This window comes from Streptomyces sp. M41(2017) (genome assembly GCF_002078175.1).
Classification (GTDB): domain Bacteria; phylum Actinomycetota; class Actinomycetes; order Streptomycetales; family Streptomycetaceae; genus Streptomyces.
Genome location: NZ_MWFK01000001.1, coordinates 5,112,715 through 5,131,041, shown reverse-complemented (window position 1 = coordinate 5,131,041; position 18,327 = coordinate 5,112,715). Strand labels below are relative to the sequence as shown.

The 18,327-nt window shown below is 73.6% G+C and carries 17 protein-coding genes; 10 read left to right on the top strand and 7 right to left on the bottom strand.

The features are described 5' to 3' along the window. Positions 1 to 31 precede the first annotated feature (31 nt). The 3 genes from B0675_RS22370 to B0675_RS22360 all read right to left on the bottom strand — a co-directional run bounded on the left by B0675_RS22370 (position 32) and on the right by B0675_RS22360 (position 4,092). Positions 32 to 1,468 (bottom strand): benzaldehyde dehydrogenase, encoded by a 1,437-nt coding sequence (locus B0675_RS22370; protein ID WP_081220590.1) that lies wholly within the window; start codon positions 1,466 to 1,468, stop codon positions 32 to 34. 313 nt (positions 1,469 to 1,781) lie between these two features. Continuing rightward, on the bottom strand, positions 1,782 to 2,960 hold the full coding sequence (locus B0675_RS22365; protein WP_081220589.1) for a 4-hydroxybenzoate 3-monooxygenase: 1,179 nt from the start codon (positions 2,958 to 2,960) through the stop codon (positions 1,782 to 1,784). Between the two features lie 97 nt (positions 2,961 to 3,057). Continuing rightward, on the bottom strand, positions 3,058 to 4,092 hold the full coding sequence (locus B0675_RS22360; protein ID WP_081220588.1) for a LacI family DNA-binding transcriptional regulator: 1,035 nt from the start codon (positions 4,090 to 4,092) through the stop codon (positions 3,058 to 3,060). A 168-nt stretch (positions 4,093 to 4,260) separates the two neighbouring features. On the opposite strand from B0675_RS22360, the gene B0675_RS22355 reads away from it, so the two are divergent. From B0675_RS22355 to B0675_RS22340, 4 genes are all read left to right on the top strand, one after another. Next, positions 4,261 to 5,685 carry an amidase gene (locus B0675_RS22355; RefSeq protein ID WP_081220587.1) on the top strand — a complete coding sequence of 475 codons (1,425 nt, stop codon included), beginning with the start codon at positions 4,261 to 4,263 and terminating at the stop codon, positions 5,683 to 5,685. 26 nt (positions 5,686 to 5,711) lie between these two features. Then, complete coding sequence (locus B0675_RS22350; RefSeq protein WP_081220586.1) at positions 5,712 to 5,930, top strand: hypothetical protein; 219 nt, start codon at positions 5,712 to 5,714, stop codon at positions 5,928 to 5,930. A gap of 171 nt (positions 5,931 to 6,101) precedes the next feature. Continuing rightward, a complete protein-coding gene (locus B0675_RS22345; protein WP_081220585.1) occupies positions 6,102 to 7,607 on the top strand; it encodes a flotillin family protein in 1,506 nt (501 codons plus the stop codon). Between the two features lie 173 nt (positions 7,608 to 7,780). After that, positions 7,781 to 8,227 carry a type II toxin-antitoxin system PemK/MazF family toxin gene (locus B0675_RS22340; RefSeq protein WP_081221943.1) on the top strand — a complete coding sequence of 149 codons (447 nt, stop codon included), beginning with the start codon at positions 7,781 to 7,783 and terminating at the stop codon, positions 8,225 to 8,227. Positions 8,228 to 8,275: 48 nt separating this feature from the next. On the opposite strand, the gene B0675_RS22335 is transcribed toward B0675_RS22340, so the two are convergent. Then, a complete protein-coding gene (locus tag B0675_RS22335; RefSeq protein ID WP_081220584.1) occupies positions 8,276 to 9,109 on the bottom strand; it encodes a TIGR02452 family protein in 834 nt (277 codons plus the stop codon). 257 nt (positions 9,110 to 9,366) lie between these two features. On the opposite strand from B0675_RS22335, the gene egtA reads away from it, so the two are divergent. From egtA to egtD, 4 genes are read left to right on the top strand one after another with little or no spacing between them, the layout of a single operon-like run. Next, entirely contained in the window at positions 9,367 to 10,740 is a 1,374-nt protein-coding gene (gene egtA, locus B0675_RS22330; RefSeq protein WP_081220583.1) for an ergothioneine biosynthesis glutamate--cysteine ligase EgtA, read from the top strand. Beyond that, a complete protein-coding gene (egtB, locus tag B0675_RS22325) occupies positions 10,737 to 12,065 on the top strand; it encodes an ergothioneine biosynthesis protein EgtB (RefSeq protein WP_081220582.1) in 1,329 nt (442 codons plus the stop codon). The genes egtA and egtB overlap by 4 nt, the downstream gene beginning before the upstream one ends. After that, positions 12,065 to 12,856: an ergothioneine biosynthesis protein EgtC gene (gene egtC, locus B0675_RS22320; protein WP_081220581.1), complete on the top strand. Its 792-nt coding sequence runs from the start codon at positions 12,065 to 12,067 to the stop codon at positions 12,854 to 12,856. The genes egtB and egtC overlap by 1 nt, the downstream gene beginning before the upstream one ends. Then, positions 12,853 to 13,815 carry an L-histidine N(alpha)-methyltransferase gene (gene egtD, locus B0675_RS22315; protein ID WP_081220580.1) on the top strand — a complete coding sequence of 321 codons (963 nt, stop codon included), beginning with the start codon at positions 12,853 to 12,855 and terminating at the stop codon, positions 13,813 to 13,815. The genes egtC and egtD overlap by 4 nt, the downstream gene beginning before the upstream one ends. A gap of 182 nt (positions 13,816 to 13,997) precedes the next feature. Here egtD and B0675_RS22310 read toward each other — a convergent pair whose 3' ends face one another. Further along, positions 13,998 to 15,260: an extracellular solute-binding protein gene (locus tag B0675_RS22310; protein WP_081220579.1), complete on the bottom strand. Its 1,263-nt coding sequence runs from the start codon at positions 15,258 to 15,260 to the stop codon at positions 13,998 to 14,000. Between the two features lie 220 nt (positions 15,261 to 15,480). Between B0675_RS22310 and B0675_RS22305 the strand changes: the two genes are divergently transcribed. After that, positions 15,481 to 15,696, top strand: a complete 216-nt coding sequence (locus tag B0675_RS22305; RefSeq protein ID WP_081220578.1) for a dodecin — start codon at positions 15,481 to 15,483, stop codon at positions 15,694 to 15,696. 29 nt (positions 15,697 to 15,725) lie between these two features. Here B0675_RS22305 and B0675_RS22300 read toward each other — a convergent pair whose 3' ends face one another. Both B0675_RS22300 and B0675_RS22295 read right to left on the bottom strand, forming a co-directional pair. Next, the gene (locus B0675_RS22300; RefSeq protein WP_179165421.1) at positions 15,726 to 16,229 is read right to left on the bottom strand and encodes an HAD family acid phosphatase; all 504 of its coding nucleotides are present in this window, start codon (positions 16,227 to 16,229) and stop codon (positions 15,726 to 15,728) included. A 67-nt stretch (positions 16,230 to 16,296) separates the two neighbouring features. Continuing rightward, positions 16,297 to 16,848 carry an RNA polymerase sigma factor gene (locus tag B0675_RS22295; RefSeq protein ID WP_081220576.1) on the bottom strand — a complete coding sequence of 184 codons (552 nt, stop codon included), beginning with the start codon at positions 16,846 to 16,848 and terminating at the stop codon, positions 16,297 to 16,299. A gap of 47 nt (positions 16,849 to 16,895) precedes the next feature. Between B0675_RS22295 and B0675_RS22290 the strand changes: the two genes are divergently transcribed. Continuing rightward, on the top strand, positions 16,896 to 18,287 hold the full coding sequence (locus B0675_RS22290) for a serine/threonine-protein kinase (protein WP_081220575.1): 1,392 nt from the start codon (positions 16,896 to 16,898) through the stop codon (positions 18,285 to 18,287). Positions 18,288 to 18,327: the final 40 nt, after the last annotated feature.

The following is an 18,327-nucleotide window of genomic DNA, read 5'->3' as shown; positions in this document are numbered from 1 at the left end:
CGAGGCGTGCCCGCGCGGCGCCCGGCGGTGTCTAGAACGGGTATCCGGCCACGTCCCCGCGCACCGTCGTCCAGCGGATGTCGGTGAACGCGTCCAGGTTGGCGTCTCCGCCGAAGCGCGCGCCGGTCCCGGAGGCGGCGGTCCCGCCGAAGGGCGCGACGGCCTCGTCGTTGACGGTCTGGTCGTTGATGTGGACGATCCCGGTCGGGATGCGGTCGGCGAGTTCGAGACCTCGCCCGGTGTCGCGGGTCACGATGCCCAGCGAGAGACCGTACGGTCCCGCGGAGGCCAGGGCCGCGACCTCGTCGAGGGTGTCGAAGGAGCGGACCGGCGCGACCGGTCCGAAGACCTCCTCCGTGTACGCCGGGGTCGTGTCGTCGACCCCCGCCAGCACGGTCGGCCGGTAGAAGAGCCGGTCGTGTTCCCCGCCCGCCGCCAGCTTCGCGCCGCGGGCCGTGCTGGCCTCCACCAGCCCCCGGATCTTGGCGAGTTGGGCGTCGTCGATGATGGGCCCGAGATGCACCTGCTCGCGGTGGGGGTCACCGACGGCCAGCGAGTCGGCCTTCGCCGCGAGCCGTTCGACGTACTCCTCGTACAGCGAGGCGTGGACCAGGTGGCGACCGGTCGTCATGCAGATCTGGCCCTGGTGGAAGAACGAGCCCCACGCGGCCGTGGAGATGACGGCGTCGAGGTCCGCGTCCGCGAGGACGACCAGAGCGGAGTTGCCGCCCAGTTCGAGGTGGGCGCGCTTGAGGTGACGGCCCGCCGTCTCCCCGACCGCGCGCCCCGCACCGGTCGAGCCGGTGAAGGAGATGACCGGGACGAGCGGGTCGACGACGAGCGCCTGACCGACCTCGGCGCCACCGGGCAGGACGTGCAGCAGCCCGTCGGGAAGCCCGGCCTCGGCGAAGACGGCGGCCTGCGCGAGGCCGCCGCACACCGCGGTCCGCGGATCCGGCTTGAGGACCACGCCGTTGCCGAGCGCGAGCGCCGGGGCCACCGAGCGGATCGAGAGGATCAGCGGCGCGTTGAAGGGCGCGATCACGCCCACCACACCGACCGGGACGCGGCGCGTGTACGACAGACGCGGGGCCTCCGAGGGCAGGACCTGGCCCGTCGGCCGGGAGGCGAGGGCGGCCGCCTCGTAGCACTCCTGGGCGGCGACGTGCAGTTCGAAGTCCGCCTTGCCGGGGATGGAGCCGGACTCGCGCACGATCCAGTCGCGCAGTTCGTCGGCGTGCTCGGCGAAGAGGTCTCCGGCCTTGCGCAGCACCGCGGCCCGCACGAAATGCGGGGCCGCGGCCCACTCGGTGCGGGCCGCGTGGGCGGCCCGGGCGGCTTCGGCGACATCGTCGGCCGCGGCGAGCGTGACGGCGCCGAGACGTTCTCCGGTGGCGGGCTCGGTGACGGGGTGCTCACCGCCCGAGAGCGGGCGGGTCTGCCAGGTCGTGGGGTCGAGCAGCGGCATGTCGGCTCTCCGATCGTTCCCTGATCTCACACGGGTGCTGCGGGTGGTCCGTCGGTGATACGGCTCGTCGGGTGATGCGGGTGCTCGGCGGTGGTACGGCTCGTCGGGTGTCGCGGGTGATGCGGGTGCTCGGCGGTGGTACGGCTCGTCGGGTGTCGCGGGTGATGCGGGTGCTCGGCGGTGGTACGGCTCGTCGGGTGTCGCGGGTGATGCGGGTGCTCGGCGGTGGTACGGCTCGTCGGGTCCGGCGGGCCGTCGTTCCGGCCTGCGGGCCGCGTCGGGCACGGGGCTCGGCGCCGGGTCGTCGGACGGCTCATAAGCCGAGCGGAAGTCCCGTGTAGTGCGCGGCCAGTTCGGCGGCCGCGGTGCGGGACGCCGTGATCCGGCGCAGCCGCGCGAGCTGCATCCGGGCTTCGAAGGCGTCGCCATCTGGTTGAGCGTGCAACATCTTAGTCATGTCGTACGAGAAACGGGTGGCCTGCCACACCCGGGTGAGCGCCACCTCGGAGTAGCGGTCGAGCAGCCGGGAGGATCCCGAGCGGTGCAGCTCGGCGAAGCCCTGCGCGAGGACCCGTACGTCGGACACCGCGAGGTTGAGCCCCTTGGCACCGGTCGGCGGCACGATGTGGGCGGCGTCGCCCGCGAGGAACAGCCGCCCGTGACGCATCGGTTCACGGACCAGACTGCGCATCGGCGTGACCGACTTGGCGGTGACGGGGCCGCGCTCCAGGCGCCAGTCCCCGTCGACGGCGAAGCGCGCGGCCAGTTCGTCCCAGATCCGCTCGTCGGGCCAGTCGGCGGGGTCGGTGCCGTTGGGGACCTGGAGGTAGAGGCGCGACACGGACGGGGAGCGCATGCTGTGCAGCGCGAAGCCGCGTTCGCCCCGGGCATAGATCAACTCCTCGCAGGACGGCGGCACATCGGCGAGGATCCCCAGCCATGAGTACGGGTAGTCGTGCGCGTACGCGCGGCTCGTGCCGGCCGGGAACGCGGTGCTCGCGATGCCGTGGGAGCCGTCGCAGCCGACCACGTAGTCGCAGCTCAGGGTCCGCTCGCGCCCCTCGTGCAGGAACCGCACGACCGGTTCGCCACCCTCCGCCCCGTCCACCGCGAGCGCCTGCGCCTCGAACAACAGCGGCGGCCCGCCGTCGAGTTGGAGGGCGACGAGGTCCTTCACGATCTCCGTCTGGGCGTAGATGGTGACGGTGCGGCCGCCCGTCAGGCCGGGGAAGTCGATGTGGTGGCGCTCACCGTCGAAGCGCAGCTCGATGCTGCGGTGGACCATGCCTTCGGCGTTCAGCCGGTCACCCGCACCGCAGGCGCGCAGCGCGTCGACGGTGCCCTGCTCCAGCATCCCGGCCCGCTGGCGCTCCTGGACGTAGGCCCGTGTCCTGCCCTCCAGGACGACACAGTCGATCCCCGTCCGGTGCAGCAGGCGGGCCAGCAGGAGCCCGGCCGGGCCGCCGCCGATGATGCCGACCGAGGTCCGCATGACGCCTCCGCTGTCCGGTGCCGCCGGGTCGGGGCCCGGTGGATTCGAGGGGACCAGTCCCGGCGCGGGGGCACCGGGCGAACAGGCCCAGCCTCTCTCAGCTCGACGCGCGGTGCACGACCCGTGCGCCCAGCACCTCGTGCGTCTCGGGCCGGCCGCCGGGTTCGCGGACGACCCGGTCGACCAGTTCGGCGAGGTCGCGGCCGGAGGGCAGCTCGATGTGGACGGTGCTCAGCCGGGGCCGGAGCAGCCGGCCGAGCATGAGGTCGTCGGCGCCGACGACGGCGGTCTCGTCCGGGATCGCGACGCCCTCGTCCTTCAGGGCCCGCATCAGGAGCATCGCGTACTCGTCGTTGTAGGCGAAGACGGCGTCGAGGCCGAGCGAACGCCAGCGCGCCGCGAGTCCGGCCGCGGCCTCCTCCTCGTACGGAAGGGGCAGCTCGGTCACCGTCGCGTCGGCGCCGCGCAGCGCCCGGCGGACTCCGGCGAGGCGCGGGGTGGAGAAGATCTCCAGGCCGGCCTCGGCGGGGATCACCACGCCGACGCGGCGCCGGCCGCGGGCCAGCAGGTGCTCCCCCGCCGCGTGTCCGACCCGGTCGTGGTCCATGAGGAGCGCGTGGGCGCCCTCGACGCGCTCGGGGCCGAGCGTGACGACGGCACGGGCTCCGGCACGCTTGAGGACGGCCACGCCCTGGGGGCCGAGCCCGCTGCCGGGGACCAGGACGGCGACGGGCCGCAGCTCGGCCCAGGCGCGGGCGGCCTCGTCACCGCGGAGGCCCACGCTGCCGTACTGCACGACGGTGTAGTCGAGCCGGCCGAGCGCCCACTGGAGCTCGCTGAAGAACTGGTTGTAGAGGGGCCCCACGGGGACGGAGGGGGCGGGCATCAGGACCATGCGGCTGTGACCGGCGCGCAGGCTGCGGGCGGCCGCGTGCGGGACGTAGCCGAGTTCCTCGGCGGCCTCGCGCACCCGGCGGCGGGTGGGTTCGCTGATGCGGACGGCGCTGGTGTTGTTCAGGACGTACGAGACGGTCGCGCGCGAGACTCCCGCGAGGCGCGCCACGTCGGCACTGGTCGGCACGGGTCGCTGCGCGGGCGCCGACGGGGCGGGCTGCTTCGGTATGTGCACCATGACGTACGGCATCCTTCCAGAAGCCCGGAACGGCGCCTCGGGCCGGGGCACCCCGACATCGCCCGCAGCGCGGAACTCCCGCTTCCGCACGGCGGGTTGGAGGCCGCGTACCGCTGGGACCGCCCGCAGGTTACCGTTCGGTAGACGACGTCCTCCGGAGGTGTCCGCATGGCTCCCGACCGCACCCCAGGCCTGACGGAGAGCGCGCGCGCCCTCGCCGACGGCGAGGTCACCTCGCGCGCGTTGGTCGAGCGGGCGCTCATCCGGATCGAGGCGAGCCGTTCCACGCTCAACGCGTTCCGGCTGGTGCGCGCGGAGGCGGCGCTCGCCGAGGCCGACGCGGCGGACCGTGAACGGGCGGCGGGCGGACGGCGCCCCCTGCTCGGGGTGCCGGTGGCGGTCAAGGACGACATGGACGTGGCGGGCGAGCCGACCGCGTTCGGCTGCCCCGGCACCCACCCCCGGGCCGCCGAGGACGGCGAGGCGGTACGGCGGCTGCGCGCCGCCGGGGCCGTCGTGATCGGCAAGACGAACACCTGCGAGCTGGGGCAGTGGCCGTTCACCGAGGGTCCGGCCTTCGGCGCGACCCGCAATCCCTGGCACACCGGGCACACGCCCGGCGGTTCGTCGGGCGGCTCCGCTGCCGCGGTCGCCGCGGGGCTTGTCCCGGCGGCGCTCGGCTCGGACGGCGCGGGCTCCGTGCGCATTCCGGCCGCCTGGACCCATCTCGTCGGCATCAAGCCGCAGCGCGGCCGGATCTCGACCTGGCCCCGCCCCGAGTCCTTCCAGGGCATCACGGTCAACGGCACGCTCGCCCGGACCGTCGCGGACGCCGCCCTGCTGCTGGACGCGGCGAGCGGCAGCCATCACGGGGATCTGCACCGTCCGGCCGCGCTGCGCGTCCACGACGCGGTGGGCCGCGACCCGGGCCGGCTGCGGATCGCGCTGTCGCTGAAGCCGCCGTTCACGGCCGTGCCCGCGCGGCTCGATCCCGCCGTAAGGGCGAGGGTCGTCGCGCTGGCGGAGCGGCTCGCCCGGCTCGGGCACACGGTGGAGGAGGCGGAGCCGCGCTACGGACGGATCGGGCTCACATTCGTGCCGCGCGCCACGGCCGGTATCGCCGAGCACGTGCGCGAGGCGCCCTTCCCCGAACTCCTCGACCGGCGCACCCGCGACGCCGCGCGACTGGGCAGGCTGCTGGGCGGGGCACCGCTGCGGGCGGCTCGGCGGGCCGAGGCCCTGCTGCACCGCCGCGTCGGCGCGCTCTTCGAGAGGTACGACGTGCTGCTCGCGCCCACGACCGCCGCTCCCCCGCCGCGGATCGGCGCCCTGCTCGGCCTGGGCGGCTTCGGCACCGACCGGGCGATGATCGCCGCATGCCCGTACGCCTGGCCGTGGAACGTCCTCGGCTGGCCGGGCGTGAACGTACCCGCGGGTTTCGTCGGCGACGGGCTCCCGGTCGGCGCGCAACTGCTCGGCCCGGCGGACAGCGAGCCGCTGCTCGTCTCCCTGGCGGCGCAGCTGGAGGACGACCTGCGCTGGCAGGACCACTGGCCCGCGCACGGGTCCGTCGCCGACTCCCCGGCGGCATGAGGCAGTTGCGGCCTTACCCTGGCGTCATGGACGACGCGCCGATGGTCGGTTTGATGGGACGGGTGACCGGCACGGTCGGCCCCGGACTCGTCGGCGAGGTGATCGTCCGGGTGCGCGGCGGCGCCGAGCACTTCCTCGCCTATCCGGCCGCCGCGAAGGACCGTATCGAGCGGGGCACGGTGGTGATGGTCGTGGAGTACCTGCCGCCCCGCACCGTGTACGTGTCGCCCGCCTACGACGCCTGACGAAGCCGCCCGTCTCCCGTCGCACACACGACAGTTGAGCCCGCCCCGCCCCAGGTGAGAGGCCGGGGCGTCAAGAACGCGACAAGGATTCGCCGGTGTCTGTACCCCGGCGTCGGCGAGGAGCACACTCCGTTCGTTCGGTGCCGAAAGGGCACCATTCAAAGGGGGCGTATGCCGATGGTCGTCGGCGTCGTGGCGGGGGCGGTTGTCCTCGCAGTGATCTTCGTCGTGGTGGTCTTCAAGCTCATGTGGCGGGTCGCGGAGCCCAACGAGGCTCTCATCATCTCCGGTTCGAAGCATCGGACGGAGGGCCTCGAGGAAGGCATGGGTTTCCGCATCGTCACGGGACGCGGCACGCTGGTGATGCCGGGCGTGCAGGCGGTGCGGAAGATATCGCTCGACCTCAACGAGACCGAGCTGCACGTGGACTGCGTGACCACCCAGGGCATTCCGCTCAAGGTGCGGGGCGTGGTCATCTTCAAGGTGGGCGACGACTTCGTGTCGATCGCGAACGCGGGCCGCCGTTTCCTCGACCAGCAGAAGATGATGGCCGAGCGGGTGCACAACGTGTTCGCCGGTCATCTGCGGTCCATCGTCGGCGGGTTGACCGTCGAGGACATGATCCGGGACCGGGAGAAGCTGACCGGTCAGACGCGGGCGGCGTGCGGGACGGAGATGGAGAAGCTCGGTCTGATCGTCGACTCGCTGCAGATCCACGAGATCGAGGACCCGACCGGATACATCAAGAACCTCGCGATGCCGCACGCCGCCGCCGTCCAGCGGGACGCGCGCATCGCGCAGGCCGAGGCGAACCGCCTCGCCACCGAGGCCGAGCAGAAGGCCGCGGCCCGGATGTCGGAGGCGACCCGGGACAGCGAGATCCTCCAGGCCGGCTACCAGGCCGAGCGCGACAAGGCGGCGGCGAAGGCCCGGCAGGCGGGACCGCTCGCGGACGCCGCGGCCCGGCAGGACGTGGTCGTGCAGGAGACCCGGATCGCGGAACTCGACGCACTCCGCCGCGAGCAGCAGCTCCAGGCGGACGTCCGCAAGCCGGCGGACGCCCAGGCCTACGAGACGCGGGCCCGCGCCGAGGCCGAGCGTGACGCGCGGATCTCGGCGGCGCAGGCCAAGGCCCAGGAGACCGAACTGGCCGCCGCGGCCGAGGCGAACCGGGTCAAGACCGCCGCCAACGCCGAGGCCGAGGCGACGAAGGCCCGGGGTGCGGCCGCCGCGCTGGCGACCAAGGCCACCGGTGAGGCGGAGGCGGCGGCGTCCCAGGCCAAGGGGCTCGCCGCCGCCGAGGCCACCCGCGCGCAGGGCCTCGCGGAGGCGGCGGCCATCCAGGCACGGGCCGCCGCGCTCGCCGAGAACCAGGAGGCGGTGGTCGCCCAGCAACTCGCCGAGAACTGGCCCGAGATCGTCCAGGCGGGTGCGAGCGCCTTCGGCAACGTCGACCACATGGTGCTGCTCAACGGGGCCGACGGCATGTCGGACCTGTTCGCCAAGGCGCTCACCATGGGCGGCACGGGCCTCGGCCTGGCCCGCCAGTTGCTCGCCTCGATGAGTCCGGAGGGCGCACCGGCCAAGAGCGGGGCGACGGGCCTCAACGGCTTCGCACCGCCGCTCACCGAGAAGGTTCCCGTGGAGAGGGTTCCCGTGGAGAAGGACGAGGGGTGACCCGGACGGGCTGAGGGGCGCGGGACACCGGGGTCACGCGGGTGAGGCGCGGGCGTACGGGAGTTGAGCGACGACTCCGGTGCGCCCGCGCCGTCCCGTCGGGCGCGTCACCCGGCGCGGCGGTGCTCGACCCGCCTGCCGGACTGCCGCGCCCAGGCTCTACCGTGGCCCGCGTGACTGCCTCTACCGATGAAGACGTCCCCGGCCGCTACGGTCCCACCGCGACCACCGAGGCCGAACCCCGCGACGTCGGCCCCGTGAAGACCGAGTACTCCCCCGCCCACGACGGCGACCCCGATCCGGGCGAGATCGTCTGGACCTGGGTGCCGTTCGAGGAGAACGACGGCCGGGGCAAGGACCGCCCGGTACTGGTCGTGGCCCGTGAACCCGCGGGCACCCTGCTGGCGGTACAGCTCTCCAGCAAGCGGCACGACGGCGAGCGCGAGTGGGTCGCGATCGGGAGCGGCCCCTGGGACCGGACGGGACGGGACTCCTGGATCGCGGTCGACCGGGTGCTCCGGCTGCACGAGGAGGGGATGCGCCGCGAGGCGTGCGCGCTGGACCGGATGCGGTTCAACTCCGTCGTGCACCGGCTGCGCGAGCGGTACGGCTGGCGCTGAACCGTACCGAGTGACGGTGGCGGGCGACCGGTGACCGCCGGCGCCCCGTCACACTCCCCGGAGTTCGTGAGCGAACGCCTGCTCGAAAGCACGGTGGGTCGCGCGGTCCGGCGTGCGGTCGAGGACGCCGAACACCACGTGGTCGAAGTACCCGTCGAAGCGGCCCCGCACCAGCAGCCCGCGGAAGGCGCCGGCCACCTGGGCCGGATCGTTCCGGAAGACCCCGCAGCCCCAGGCGCCGAGCACCAGACGGCGGTATCCGTGGGCGGCGGCGGTCTCCAGGACGCGCTCGGCACGGACCGCGAGCGCGCGGGGCAGCTCGCCGGCGCGCTCCGGGGCGGTGCGCAGCACGACGCCCGCGTTCGGAGCCGCCGCGGTCAGGAACCCGGCCGGAAACGGCTCGTCGAGGAGCCGGCCCCGGTCGTCGCGGAAGACGGGTACGCCGGGTGAGTGGATGACACGGTCCGTGTAGAACGTGTCGCGGTGGGCGCGGTGATGGTCGTAGAACCCCCGGGCCCGCAGCAGGCAGGTGTACAGCGCGGAGGCGCGGCACAGGGCCTCCTCCTGGGCCTGGGCTCCGTTCAGATAGCCGCCGCCCGGATTGCGCGCCGAGGAGAAGTTCAGCACCGCGACGGGGTCACCGCCCAGAGCGGTGAGTCGGCGGGCCGCCTCCAGGCTGCTCTCGCCCGTGACCTCGAACGACGTGCCGCGGTGGGGCACCGAGGGCGTCTCCACCGGCCCGGGTCCGTGCAGCCGCGTCCCGGACCGGGCCGACTCGACGGCGTCGGCGATGGTCACCCGGACGCCGGAGGGGCCGTGGTAGCCGCCGGCCGCCACGATCTCCTCCGTCTCCCGGGCGATCGCTCGCAGGCGCGCGCTCATGGCGTGACCCCCGTACGCGCCACGAGCACGGCCCGTGTGTTCTCCCCCGTCGTGCCCATGAACGCATCGTGAGCGATGCTGGTCCCGCGGCGCAACAGAGTTTCGGGGCCCCGCAAACGGTGTACTCCGGTCCCGCAAGCGACAAATTTGCACCCTTGTGCGAACCGCCGAGAGGGTCTTGGGTGGACGGGTGAATGCCGGTCCGGCCCACCAGACCCCGGGCCGGCGGCATGGTGGAATCTCAGGAGGATCCCCACATGTCCGATTCGGTGAGTGACTGTACGGAGCGACGCCGCTCCACCGTCACCGAGGCCGAGGTGGAGGCGCTGGTCCATGGCATCTGCTTCAAGACGGGCCCGCCCCGCCTCCTCGGTGTGGAAGTCGAATGGCTCGTCCACGAGCTGCGCGCGCCGTGGCTCCCCGTACCGCCAGAACGTCTCGAAGCGGCGTACGCCGCTCTGCGGGCCGTGCCCCTGAGTTCGGCGCTGACCGTCGAACCCGGTGGGCAGCTGGAGCTGAGTTCCGCTCCCGCCGCCTCCCTGATGGAGTGCGTACGGTCCGTGTCGGCCGACCTGGACGCCGTCCGCGCGAAGCTGCGCGAGGCGGGCCTCGGCCTCAGCGGTTACGGCCAGGACCCCTGGAACACCCCGACCCGCTACCTCCATGAGCCCCGGTACGACGCCATGGAGCGCTATCTCGACCGTGCGGGGCCCGAGGGCCGCGCCATGATGTGCACGTCGGCGTCCGTGCAGGTGTGCGTGGACGCCGGTTACGAGGAGCCGGGTCCGCTGGGGCACGGGCGGCGCTGGTGGCTCGCGCACCAGCTCGGCGCGGTCCTGGTGGCCGCGTTCGCCCACTCCCCCATGGCCCGGGGACGGACCACGGGCTGGCGCTCCACGCGGCAGTCGCTGTGGACCGCGATGGACCCCGGGCGCACCGACGCGCCGCCCCTGGGCGGCGATCCCCGGGCCTCCTGGGCCCGGCACGTGCTGGACGCCCCGGTGATGTGCGTCCGGGCGCCCGAGGGCCCCTGGGACGTGCCGGAGGGCATGACCTTCCGCGACTGGACCCGGTCCGGCACCCCGCCGGTCCGGGAGGACCTCGACTACCACATGACGACGCTGTTCCCGCCGGTACGGCCGCGCGGTCATCTCGAACTCCGCATGATCGACGCGCAGCCGGGTGAGGACGGCTGGATCGTGCCCCTCGCGGTGACGGCGGCCCTCTTCGACGACCCGGACGCGGCCGAGGTGGCCTACCGGACCGTGAAGCCGCTCGCGGAGCGGGCGGGCCCGGACCGGGCGCCCCGCAACCCGCTGTGGCGGGACGCGGCCCGGCACGGCCTCGCCGATCCGGAACTGCGCGAGGCCGCGGCGATCTGCTTCGCCGCGGCCCAGGAGGCGCTGCCGCGACTCGGTGCCTCCCGCGAGGTCCTGGACGCGGTGGCCGAGTTCACCGACCGCTACGTGGCGCGGGGCCGCTGCCCCGCCGACGACCTGCTCGGCGCGGACCGGGCCCAGCACGAGGGCCGGTCCGGCGACCGGTCAGGCACCCGTTCCGACGGCCGGTCCGAGACCCGGTCCGACGGCCGCTCGACCGGCCGGTTCGATGGGAAGGACATCAGCTCATGACCGCCCCCGCCCCCGATTCGCTGACGGATCCGGAGTCGCTCAGGGAGCGCGCCCTCGACGCGCTCGTCACCGCCCGGGACCGCACCGCCCTCCTCACCTCGTGCGTGGAGGACCCGGACCTGACCGCACAGCACTCGCCGCTGATGTCCCCGCTGGTGTGGGACCTCGCGCACATCGGCAACCAGGAGGAGCTGTGGCTGCTGCGGGCGGTCGCGGGACGCGAGGCGCTGCGGCCCGAGATCGACGGGCTCTACGACGCGTTCGAGCACGCGCGTTCCGAGCGGCCGAAACTGCCGCTGCTGCCGCCCGCCGAGGCCCGCACGTACGCGGCGGAGGTGCGCGGCCGGGCGCTCGACGTCCTGGAGAGCGCCGCGTTCCGGGGCAGCCGGCTCACCGAGTCCGGATTCGCCTTCGGCATGATCGCGCAGCACGAACAGCAGCACGACGAGACCATGCTGATCACCCATCAGCTCCGGAGGGGCCCCGCCGCCCTGACCGCTCCGGATCCCGGTCCGGTCGCGCCGTTCACGGGCCCGGCCGAAGTCCTGGTGCCCGGCGGCCCGTTCGTGATGGGTACCTCCACCGAACCCTGGGCGCTCGACAACGAGCGTCCCGCGCACCGGCGTACGGTCCCGTCGTTCCACATCGACACGACGCCGGTCACCAACGGCGCCTACCAGGCCTTCATGGCCGACGGCGGCTACGGCGACCCGCGCTGGTGGACGCCGGAGGGCTGGGACCACATCCGGTCGCACGGCATCGAGGCGCCGCTGTTCTGGCGGCGTGAGGGCGGCCAGTGGCTGCGGCGGCGCTTCGGCGTCACCGAGGTCGTGCCGCCCGACGAGCCCGTTCTGCACGTGTGCTGGTACGAGGCCGACGCGTACGCCCGCTGGGCGGGCCGGCGGCTGCCCACGGAGGCGGAGTGGGAGAAGGCGGCCCGCCACGACCCGGTCTCCGGCCGTTCCACCCGCTACCCGTGGGGCGACGCCGACCCCACACCGGAGCACGCCAATCTGGGTCAGCGTCATCTGCGTCCGGCGCCGGCGGGCAGCTACCCGGCGGGTGCCTCACCGCTCGGCGTACGGCAGTTGATCGGTGACGTGTGGGAGTGGACGTCGAGCGACCTGGAGCCGTATCCGGGGTTCGCCGCCTTCCCGTACAGGGAGTACTCGGAGGTCTTCTTCGGGCCCGACCACAAGGTGCTGCGCGGTGGTTCGTTCGCGGTGGACCAGGTGGCCTGCCGGGGCACGTTCCGCAACTGGGACTACCCGATCAGGCGGCAGATCTTCGCCGGGTTCCGCACGGCCCGCGACGGATCCTCCTGATGTGCCGTCATCTGGCGTTCCTCGGCGACGAGGAGCCGCTCGGGGCGCTCCTCGTCGCGCCGGAGCACAGCCTGTTCCGGCAGTCCTGGGCGCCCCGCAGGCAACGGCACGGGACGGTCAACGCCGACGGTTTCGGCGTGGGCTGGTACGCCGAGGGCGATCCGGTGCCCGCCCGGTACCGGCGCACCGGGCCCGTCTGGGGTGACGCGTCGTTCGCCGACCTGGCCCGCGTGGTCAGGTCGCGGGCGGTGCTCGCCGCGGTGCGGGACGCGACCGTGGCGGGCTCGGACGGGGAGGCCGCGGCGGCGCCGTTCGCCGCGGACACCTGGCTGTTCAGCCACAACGGCGCCGTCCTCGGGTGGCCCGGCTCCCTCGCCCCGCTCGTGTCGGGCCTGCCCGCGGCCGAGCTGCTGTCCCTGGAGGCCCGCTGCGACTCCGCGTTCGTGTGGGCGCTGGTACTGCGCCGGCTGCGCTCCGGGGACACGGAGGGGCAGGCGCTGGCCGACACGGTCGTGGAGGTCGCGGAGGCGGCCCCCGGATCACGCCTCAACCTGCTGCTGACCGACGGCGGGACCATCGCCGCGACCGCCTGGGGCGACACCCTCTGGTACCTCGCGGAGCCGGGCCGTCGCCTCGTGGTGGCCTCCGAGCCGCACGACGACGACCCGGGATGGCGGGAGGTCCCCGACCGCACCCTCCTCACGGCGAGCCGCACCGAGGTGCTGCTCACCCCGCTCAAGGACATGAGCGACGACATGGCATCCGCACAGCGCAAGGAGCCCCGTACGTGAGCCCGTTCCTGCTGACCCGCACCCTTCCCGAGGACGCCACCGAGGCGGCCCTGCGTGCCGACGTCCTGCACGGCCTCGGGCACACACCGAAGACGCTGCCGCCGAAGTGGTTCTACGACGCGCACGGCAGCGAGCTGTTCGAGAAGATCACCGAACTGCCGGAGTACTACCCGACGCGCGCCGAGCGGGAGATCCTGCTCGCGCGGGCGGGCGCGATCGCGGAGGCGAGCGGTGCGCGCACGCTCGTCGAGCTGGGTTCCGGCTCGTCGGAGAAGACGCGCCATCTGCTCGACGCGCTGCCGGACCTGCACACCTACGTCCCCGTGGACGTGAGTGAGAGCGCGCTCACGCAGGCCGGGCACGCGCTGATCGCGGAGCGTCCCGAGCTGAACGTGCACGCCCTGATCGCCGACTTCACTGCCGGTCTCACACTCCCGGACACACCGGGACCGCGTCTGGTGGCGTTCCTGGGGGGCACCATCGGCAATCTCCTGCCCGCCGAGCGTGCCTCGTTCCTGACGTCCGTACGATCCCTGCTGTCGCCCGGGGACACCCTGCTGCTCGGCACGGACCTGGTGAAGGAACCGTCGGTGCTGATCGCGGCCTACGACGACGCGGCCGGGGTGACGGCGGCGTTCAACAAGAACGTGCTGAGCGTCGTGGACCGTGAACTCGGCGCGGACTTCGACCTCGACGCGTTCGAGCACGTCGCGCTCTGGGACGCCGGGCACGAGTGGATCGAGATGCGGCTGCGGTCCCGTGTCGCGCAGACCGTGAAGATCAGCGCCCTCGGTCTGGCCGTCGACTTCGCCGAGGGCGAGGAGGTGCGGACCGAGATCTCGGCCAAGTTCCGCGCGGAGGGCGTCCGCGCCGAACTGGCGGAGGCGAGCTTCGACCTGACGCACTGGTGGACGGACACCGAGGGCCGCTTCGCGCTGTCGCTGAGCTCGGCGGTCTGACCCCCGGGCGGCGAGGACGACGACCGGCGGCCCGCGGGTCCTGCACGGACCACCCGTGGGCCGGCCGCCGATCGGCGCGCGGGGCCTCCCGGACCGAGACGGTCCGGGAGGCCCCGCCGGCTCCGCTCTCCGCCCCGGCCGTCCCTCGTCCGGTCACCCCCGTCCCCGGAGCGGGCGTCAGCTCATTCCCCGTCCACGGACAGCGCGCGCGTGATGCTCTCGGAGGCCTTGCGGGCCTCCGTCGCCGGGTCGGCTCCGCCGAGGATCTTCGTCATGGACTTCTTGATCGGGTTGTCCGCCTCGACGGCGGCCCACTGCGGCGAGGACGGAGTCGCCCGGCCCTGCGCGGCCCCCGCCGCCATGGCGGCCACACCCGGTTCGCCGGACACGGCGCCGGCGAGCTTGGACTTGTTGGGGACGTAGTTCATCGTCCTGGCCAGTTCCGTCTGCCACTTGGCGCCCGCGAGCGCCGCGATGACGGCGGTGGCACCGGTGCGGTCGTCGGTGTTCTCGGGCACGACGAGGTCGGAGCCACCGGTGAAGACCGCGCCGGGCTTCTCGGCGGTCTTGCCGGGCACGGGGAAGAAGCCCAACTTGCCCTTCAGATCGGGGTTCGTGCGCTCGATGGCCTGGACGAGTCCGGGCACCGCCACGATCTGCGCCACCCGCCCCTTCGCGAACACCCCGGACTGCGGCGGGTGTTCCTCGTCGGCGTCCACCGGTCCGTCACCGAGCGCCTGGAGGCGCCGGTAGAACTCGATGCCGCGCAGCGCGGCCGGCGTGTCGAGCGTGCCCGTCCAACTGCCGGAGCGCGACTCCTCGGCGAGGTCGCCGCCCTCGTCCCAGATGAACCCGGAGAGGGTGTACCAGTCCTGGCCGGCCAGGTAGATGCCCTGGTTCCCGGCGGTGTTGAGGCGTTCGGTGTCGGTGAGCCACTGCTCGCGCGTCTTGGGCGGCTGCTCGACGCCGGCGGCCCGGAACAGGTCCTTGCGGTAGATGACGACACGGTTGGCGGCGTACCAGGGGACGCCGAACTGGCGGGTGCCGAACCGGCCGGGCTCGGCGAGGCCGGGCAGCCAGTCGTTCATGCCCCAGTCGCGCATCGATTCCAGGGTCAGGTCACTGAGGCCGCCGACGTCGACGTACTGCGCCACCTGGGTGTTGCCGACCTCGATGACGTCGGGCGCGTCGGCGTCACCCTGTTTCAGGGCCGCCTGGACCTTGTCGCCGATCCCGGTCCACTCCTGGATGCGGATGTCGAGCCGGATGTCGCCGTGCTTGCTCTCGAAGTCCTCGGTGAAGCGCTTGAGGAAATCCTTGGAGGCGCTGTCCTTCATCAGCCACACCGTGACGGTGTGTCGTGACGTGCCGCTTCCCGGCAGGGAGCCGCACGCGGTGAGCAGGGAGGCGCTGACGCAGGCGACGGCGAGGAGGCGACGTTTCACGAGGGGTCCAGTTCTGTCTTGCGGACAGGGGGGAGGGGCCCGGCGTGGGGGGGACGAGCTTGGGGTGCTCGTACGGGTGTGTGGATTTTGGTATGGACCAATGAGGTCCGTCAAGGGCCCACCGTCACCCGGGGCGGCCCGCCGTCTCGCGCAGCGTCACCGGGTGGGGCACCGTGGAATGACGCGTGGCACCACCGCCACGGCGGAGAGGAGCACCCGCATGTCCGACCACACCTACCGGGTCACCGAGATCGTCGGGACCTCGCACGAAGGCATCGACCAGGCGATCCGCAACGGCGTCACCCGCGCCTCGCAGACCCTGCGCAACCTCGACTGGTTCGAGGTCACGCAGGTCAGGGGCCAGATCGAGAACGGGCGGGTCGAGCACTACCAGGTCGGCCTGAAGCTCGGATTCCGGCTGGAGGACGCGGACTGACGCGTCGCCGGGACTCCGCCCGGCCCGGGTCAGGTGCGCCCCTCCCCCTCCTGCGCGTCCCGCAGCGCAGGTGACGCGTCGGCCCAGCGCGCCCGTACGACCGTGAAGCCGGCCCGTTCCGCGTCCTCGCAGACGAGTTCGTCGTCGTCGACGAGGACGCGGATCTCCCGGCCCCGCGCGAGTCGGCGCAGGATCTCCAGTTTGGTACGGCGGGCGGGCCTGCGGTCGTCGTTGCGCCGCATCCAGATGCGCCCCTCGGGCAGGCCCTGGGCGGCCAGCCAGGCCACCGTGTCCCGGCGGCACCGCTCCGGACGGCCGGTCAGGTAGACGACCTCGCACTCGCGCGCGCTGCTCAGCGCCAGCGCGACCCCCTCGGCGAGCGGTGGGTCCTGGGCCGCCGCCGCGAAGAACGCGTCCCAGTCCCGCGGCGAGCGCTCCAGGAACCGCTGGCGGTGCGCAGTGTCCGCGAGGGTGCCGTCCAGGTCGAACACGGCGAGTGGCGGTCTGCTGCTCTGCTCCTTCACAGGGAGCAGCCTAGGGACTGTCCCGGCACAGCACGCGCCCCGGCGCGACGACCGCGCCCCCGGGGCGGAGCCGGCTTCAGGAAGCGTCGGCCAGCCAGGGCCGGACCTGCTTGCGCGCCTCGTGGAGGCGGGACTTGAGCGTGCCGAGCGGAATGCCGACGCGCTCGGCGACCTCCGCGTACTCCAGCTGACAGATGTCGCGGTACACCAACGGCGCCACCAGGTGGGGGTGTTCGCGCTCCAGCCGGTCCAGCGCCTCCAGCAGGTCGATCCGCGAGCCGGCGATCACGCTCGTGGTCCGGGGATCGACGTGCTGGGCGGCGTCGATCTCCTCGGGCCGCTCGGCGGCCCGGCGCTTCAGCTCGCGGTACTTCTGCCGGGCACAGTTGGAGACCACCGTGTGGAGCCAGGTGCTGAAGCGGCTGCGGCCCTCGAACGTGGTGATCTTCCGGGACACCTGGAGGAGCACGTCCTGGGCCGCCTCCTCGGCGTCCTCGCGGCAGGGCAGAAAGCGTCCGCAGCGCCGCACGACCTCGGGCCGGACCTGCTGGAGCAGCACGTCGAGGGCCGCCCGGTCGCCGGCGGCCGCCCGCAGCGCGAGTTCCTCGGTCCCCGCCGCGTCCTGCACTGGATGCTCCCCTTCGGAGTCGATCAGAGGCCAGGCATGATAGTCGCATGCACTCCCTGGAACGGATCGGCCGCTACCGTCTGGACCGGCGCCTGGGCGCCGGCGGTTTCGGCGTGGTCTGGCTCGCCCACGACGACGACCTGGACGCCACCGTGGCCCTGAAAGTGCTGTCCGACAACTGGGTGGACCGGCTGGATGTCCGGGAGCGATTCCTCGCCGAGGCACGCCTGCTGCGCAAGGCCGACTCCAACCGGGTCGTGCAGGTCTACGACATCGGTGAACTCCCGGACGGCAGGCCCTACTTCGTCATGGAGTACGCCGACGGGGGCACCCTCGCCGACCGGCTGGCGGACGGACCGCTGCCCGTCGCCCGGGCCCTGCGGCTGACCGCGCTGGCGGCGCGCGGGGCGGCGGCCCTGCACGAGGCCGGCATCGTGCACCGCGACATCAAGCCGTCCAACGTCCTGTTGCGCACCGCCCCCGACGGCTCCGACCGGGTGCTGCTGGCCGACCTCGGGCTGGCGAAGAGCCTCGCCCAGGCCTCCGGACTCACCATGGCGGCGGGCTCCGCGGGCTACACCCCGCCCGAGCAGGCCCAGCCCGGTTCCGGGATCGACGCACGGGCCGACGTGTACAGCCTGGGGGCCCTCGGCTACCACCTGGTCACCGGTTCGGTGCCGGGCCCGCCGGGGAAGGTGGAGCGGCCGGACCGGCTCCGCGCCGACGTCCCGGCGGACGTGCGACGGGCACTGCTGCGCGCCATGGAACCCGACCGGGAGCGGCGCTGGCCCACCGCGGCGGAGTTCGCCGCGGAACTCGACCGGCTGGCCGACGCGGTGGCGGCCGCGGACACCTCCCGACGGACCCGGCCCCGCCGGCGCATCGCGCTCCTGGCGCTGACGGGGGTCGTCGTGGCCGGCGCGGTCGGCGCCGGCGCCGTCCTGCTGACGCGGGATCCCGGGCCGGGGACCGTCCGGGTCGAGGACCGTACGGGCCGGGTCTCCGCACAGGTACCGGCGTCGTGGGGCGGCCAGGTGCGCGACTCGGGCTGGAATCCGCGGACGCTGGGACTGCGGGACGGCACGGAACCCGGGCTCGCCGTCGCGAACCACCTCACCCGCTGGCAGGACCTCGGCGCGGGCGGTGTCGACGGCGCCTTCGTCGGACTGAGCGAGCACGGCGACGTGACCACCGAGGTCCGCGGGCTCGCGCACAGCGGCTGCCACTACGCCGGCAGCCGCTCCTACGCCGGCCCCCGCTGGCACGGGCTGATACGGACCTGGGACGGCTGCCGGGGCGACGCCGGGTCCCTCACCGAGGCGGCGCTCACCCCGGCGGACGGAGCGGCCCGGCCCCAGGTGTACGTGCAGATCCGGCAGGAGAGCGGCGACCGGAACGCGGTCGACGGCGTGATCGGCTCCGTACGGGTGACGGCCTGACCGGCGTCGGACGGCACCGTTCGGCCGCCCTCGGGAAATT

Coding starts and splice junctions, on each gene's coding strand:
- B0675_RS22350 (WP_081220586.1), top strand. CDS start 5,712: ATGGACGACGCGCCGATGGTCGGTTTGATGGGACGGGTGACCGGCACG.
- egtC (WP_081220581.1), top strand. CDS start 12,065: ATGTGCCGTCATCTGGCGTTCCTCGGCGACGAGGAGCCGCTCGGGGCG.
- B0675_RS22360 (WP_081220588.1), bottom strand. CDS start 4,092: ATGGTGCACATACCGAAGCAGCCCGCCCCGTCGGCGCCCGCGCAGCGA.
- B0675_RS22355 (WP_081220587.1), top strand. CDS start 4,261: ATGGCTCCCGACCGCACCCCAGGCCTGACGGAGAGCGCGCGCGCCCTC.
- B0675_RS22290 (WP_081220575.1), top strand. CDS start 16,896: ATGCACTCCCTGGAACGGATCGGCCGCTACCGTCTGGACCGGCGCCTG.
- B0675_RS22305 (WP_081220578.1), top strand. CDS start 15,481: ATGTCCGACCACACCTACCGGGTCACCGAGATCGTCGGGACCTCGCAC.
- B0675_RS22335 (WP_081220584.1), bottom strand. CDS start 9,109: ATGAGCGCGCGCCTGCGAGCGATCGCCCGGGAGACGGAGGAGATCGTG.
- B0675_RS22345 (WP_081220585.1), top strand. CDS start 6,102: ATGCCGATGGTCGTCGGCGTCGTGGCGGGGGCGGTTGTCCTCGCAGTG.
- egtA (WP_081220583.1), top strand. CDS start 9,367: ATGTCCGATTCGGTGAGTGACTGTACGGAGCGACGCCGCTCCACCGTC.
- B0675_RS22370 (WP_081220590.1), bottom strand. CDS start 1,468: ATGCCGCTGCTCGACCCCACGACCTGGCAGACCCGCCCGCTCTCGGGC.
- B0675_RS22365 (WP_081220589.1), bottom strand. CDS start 2,960: ATGCGGACCTCGGTCGGCATCATCGGCGGCGGCCCGGCCGGGCTCCTG.
- egtB (WP_081220582.1), top strand. CDS start 10,737: ATGACCGCCCCCGCCCCCGATTCGCTGACGGATCCGGAGTCGCTCAGG.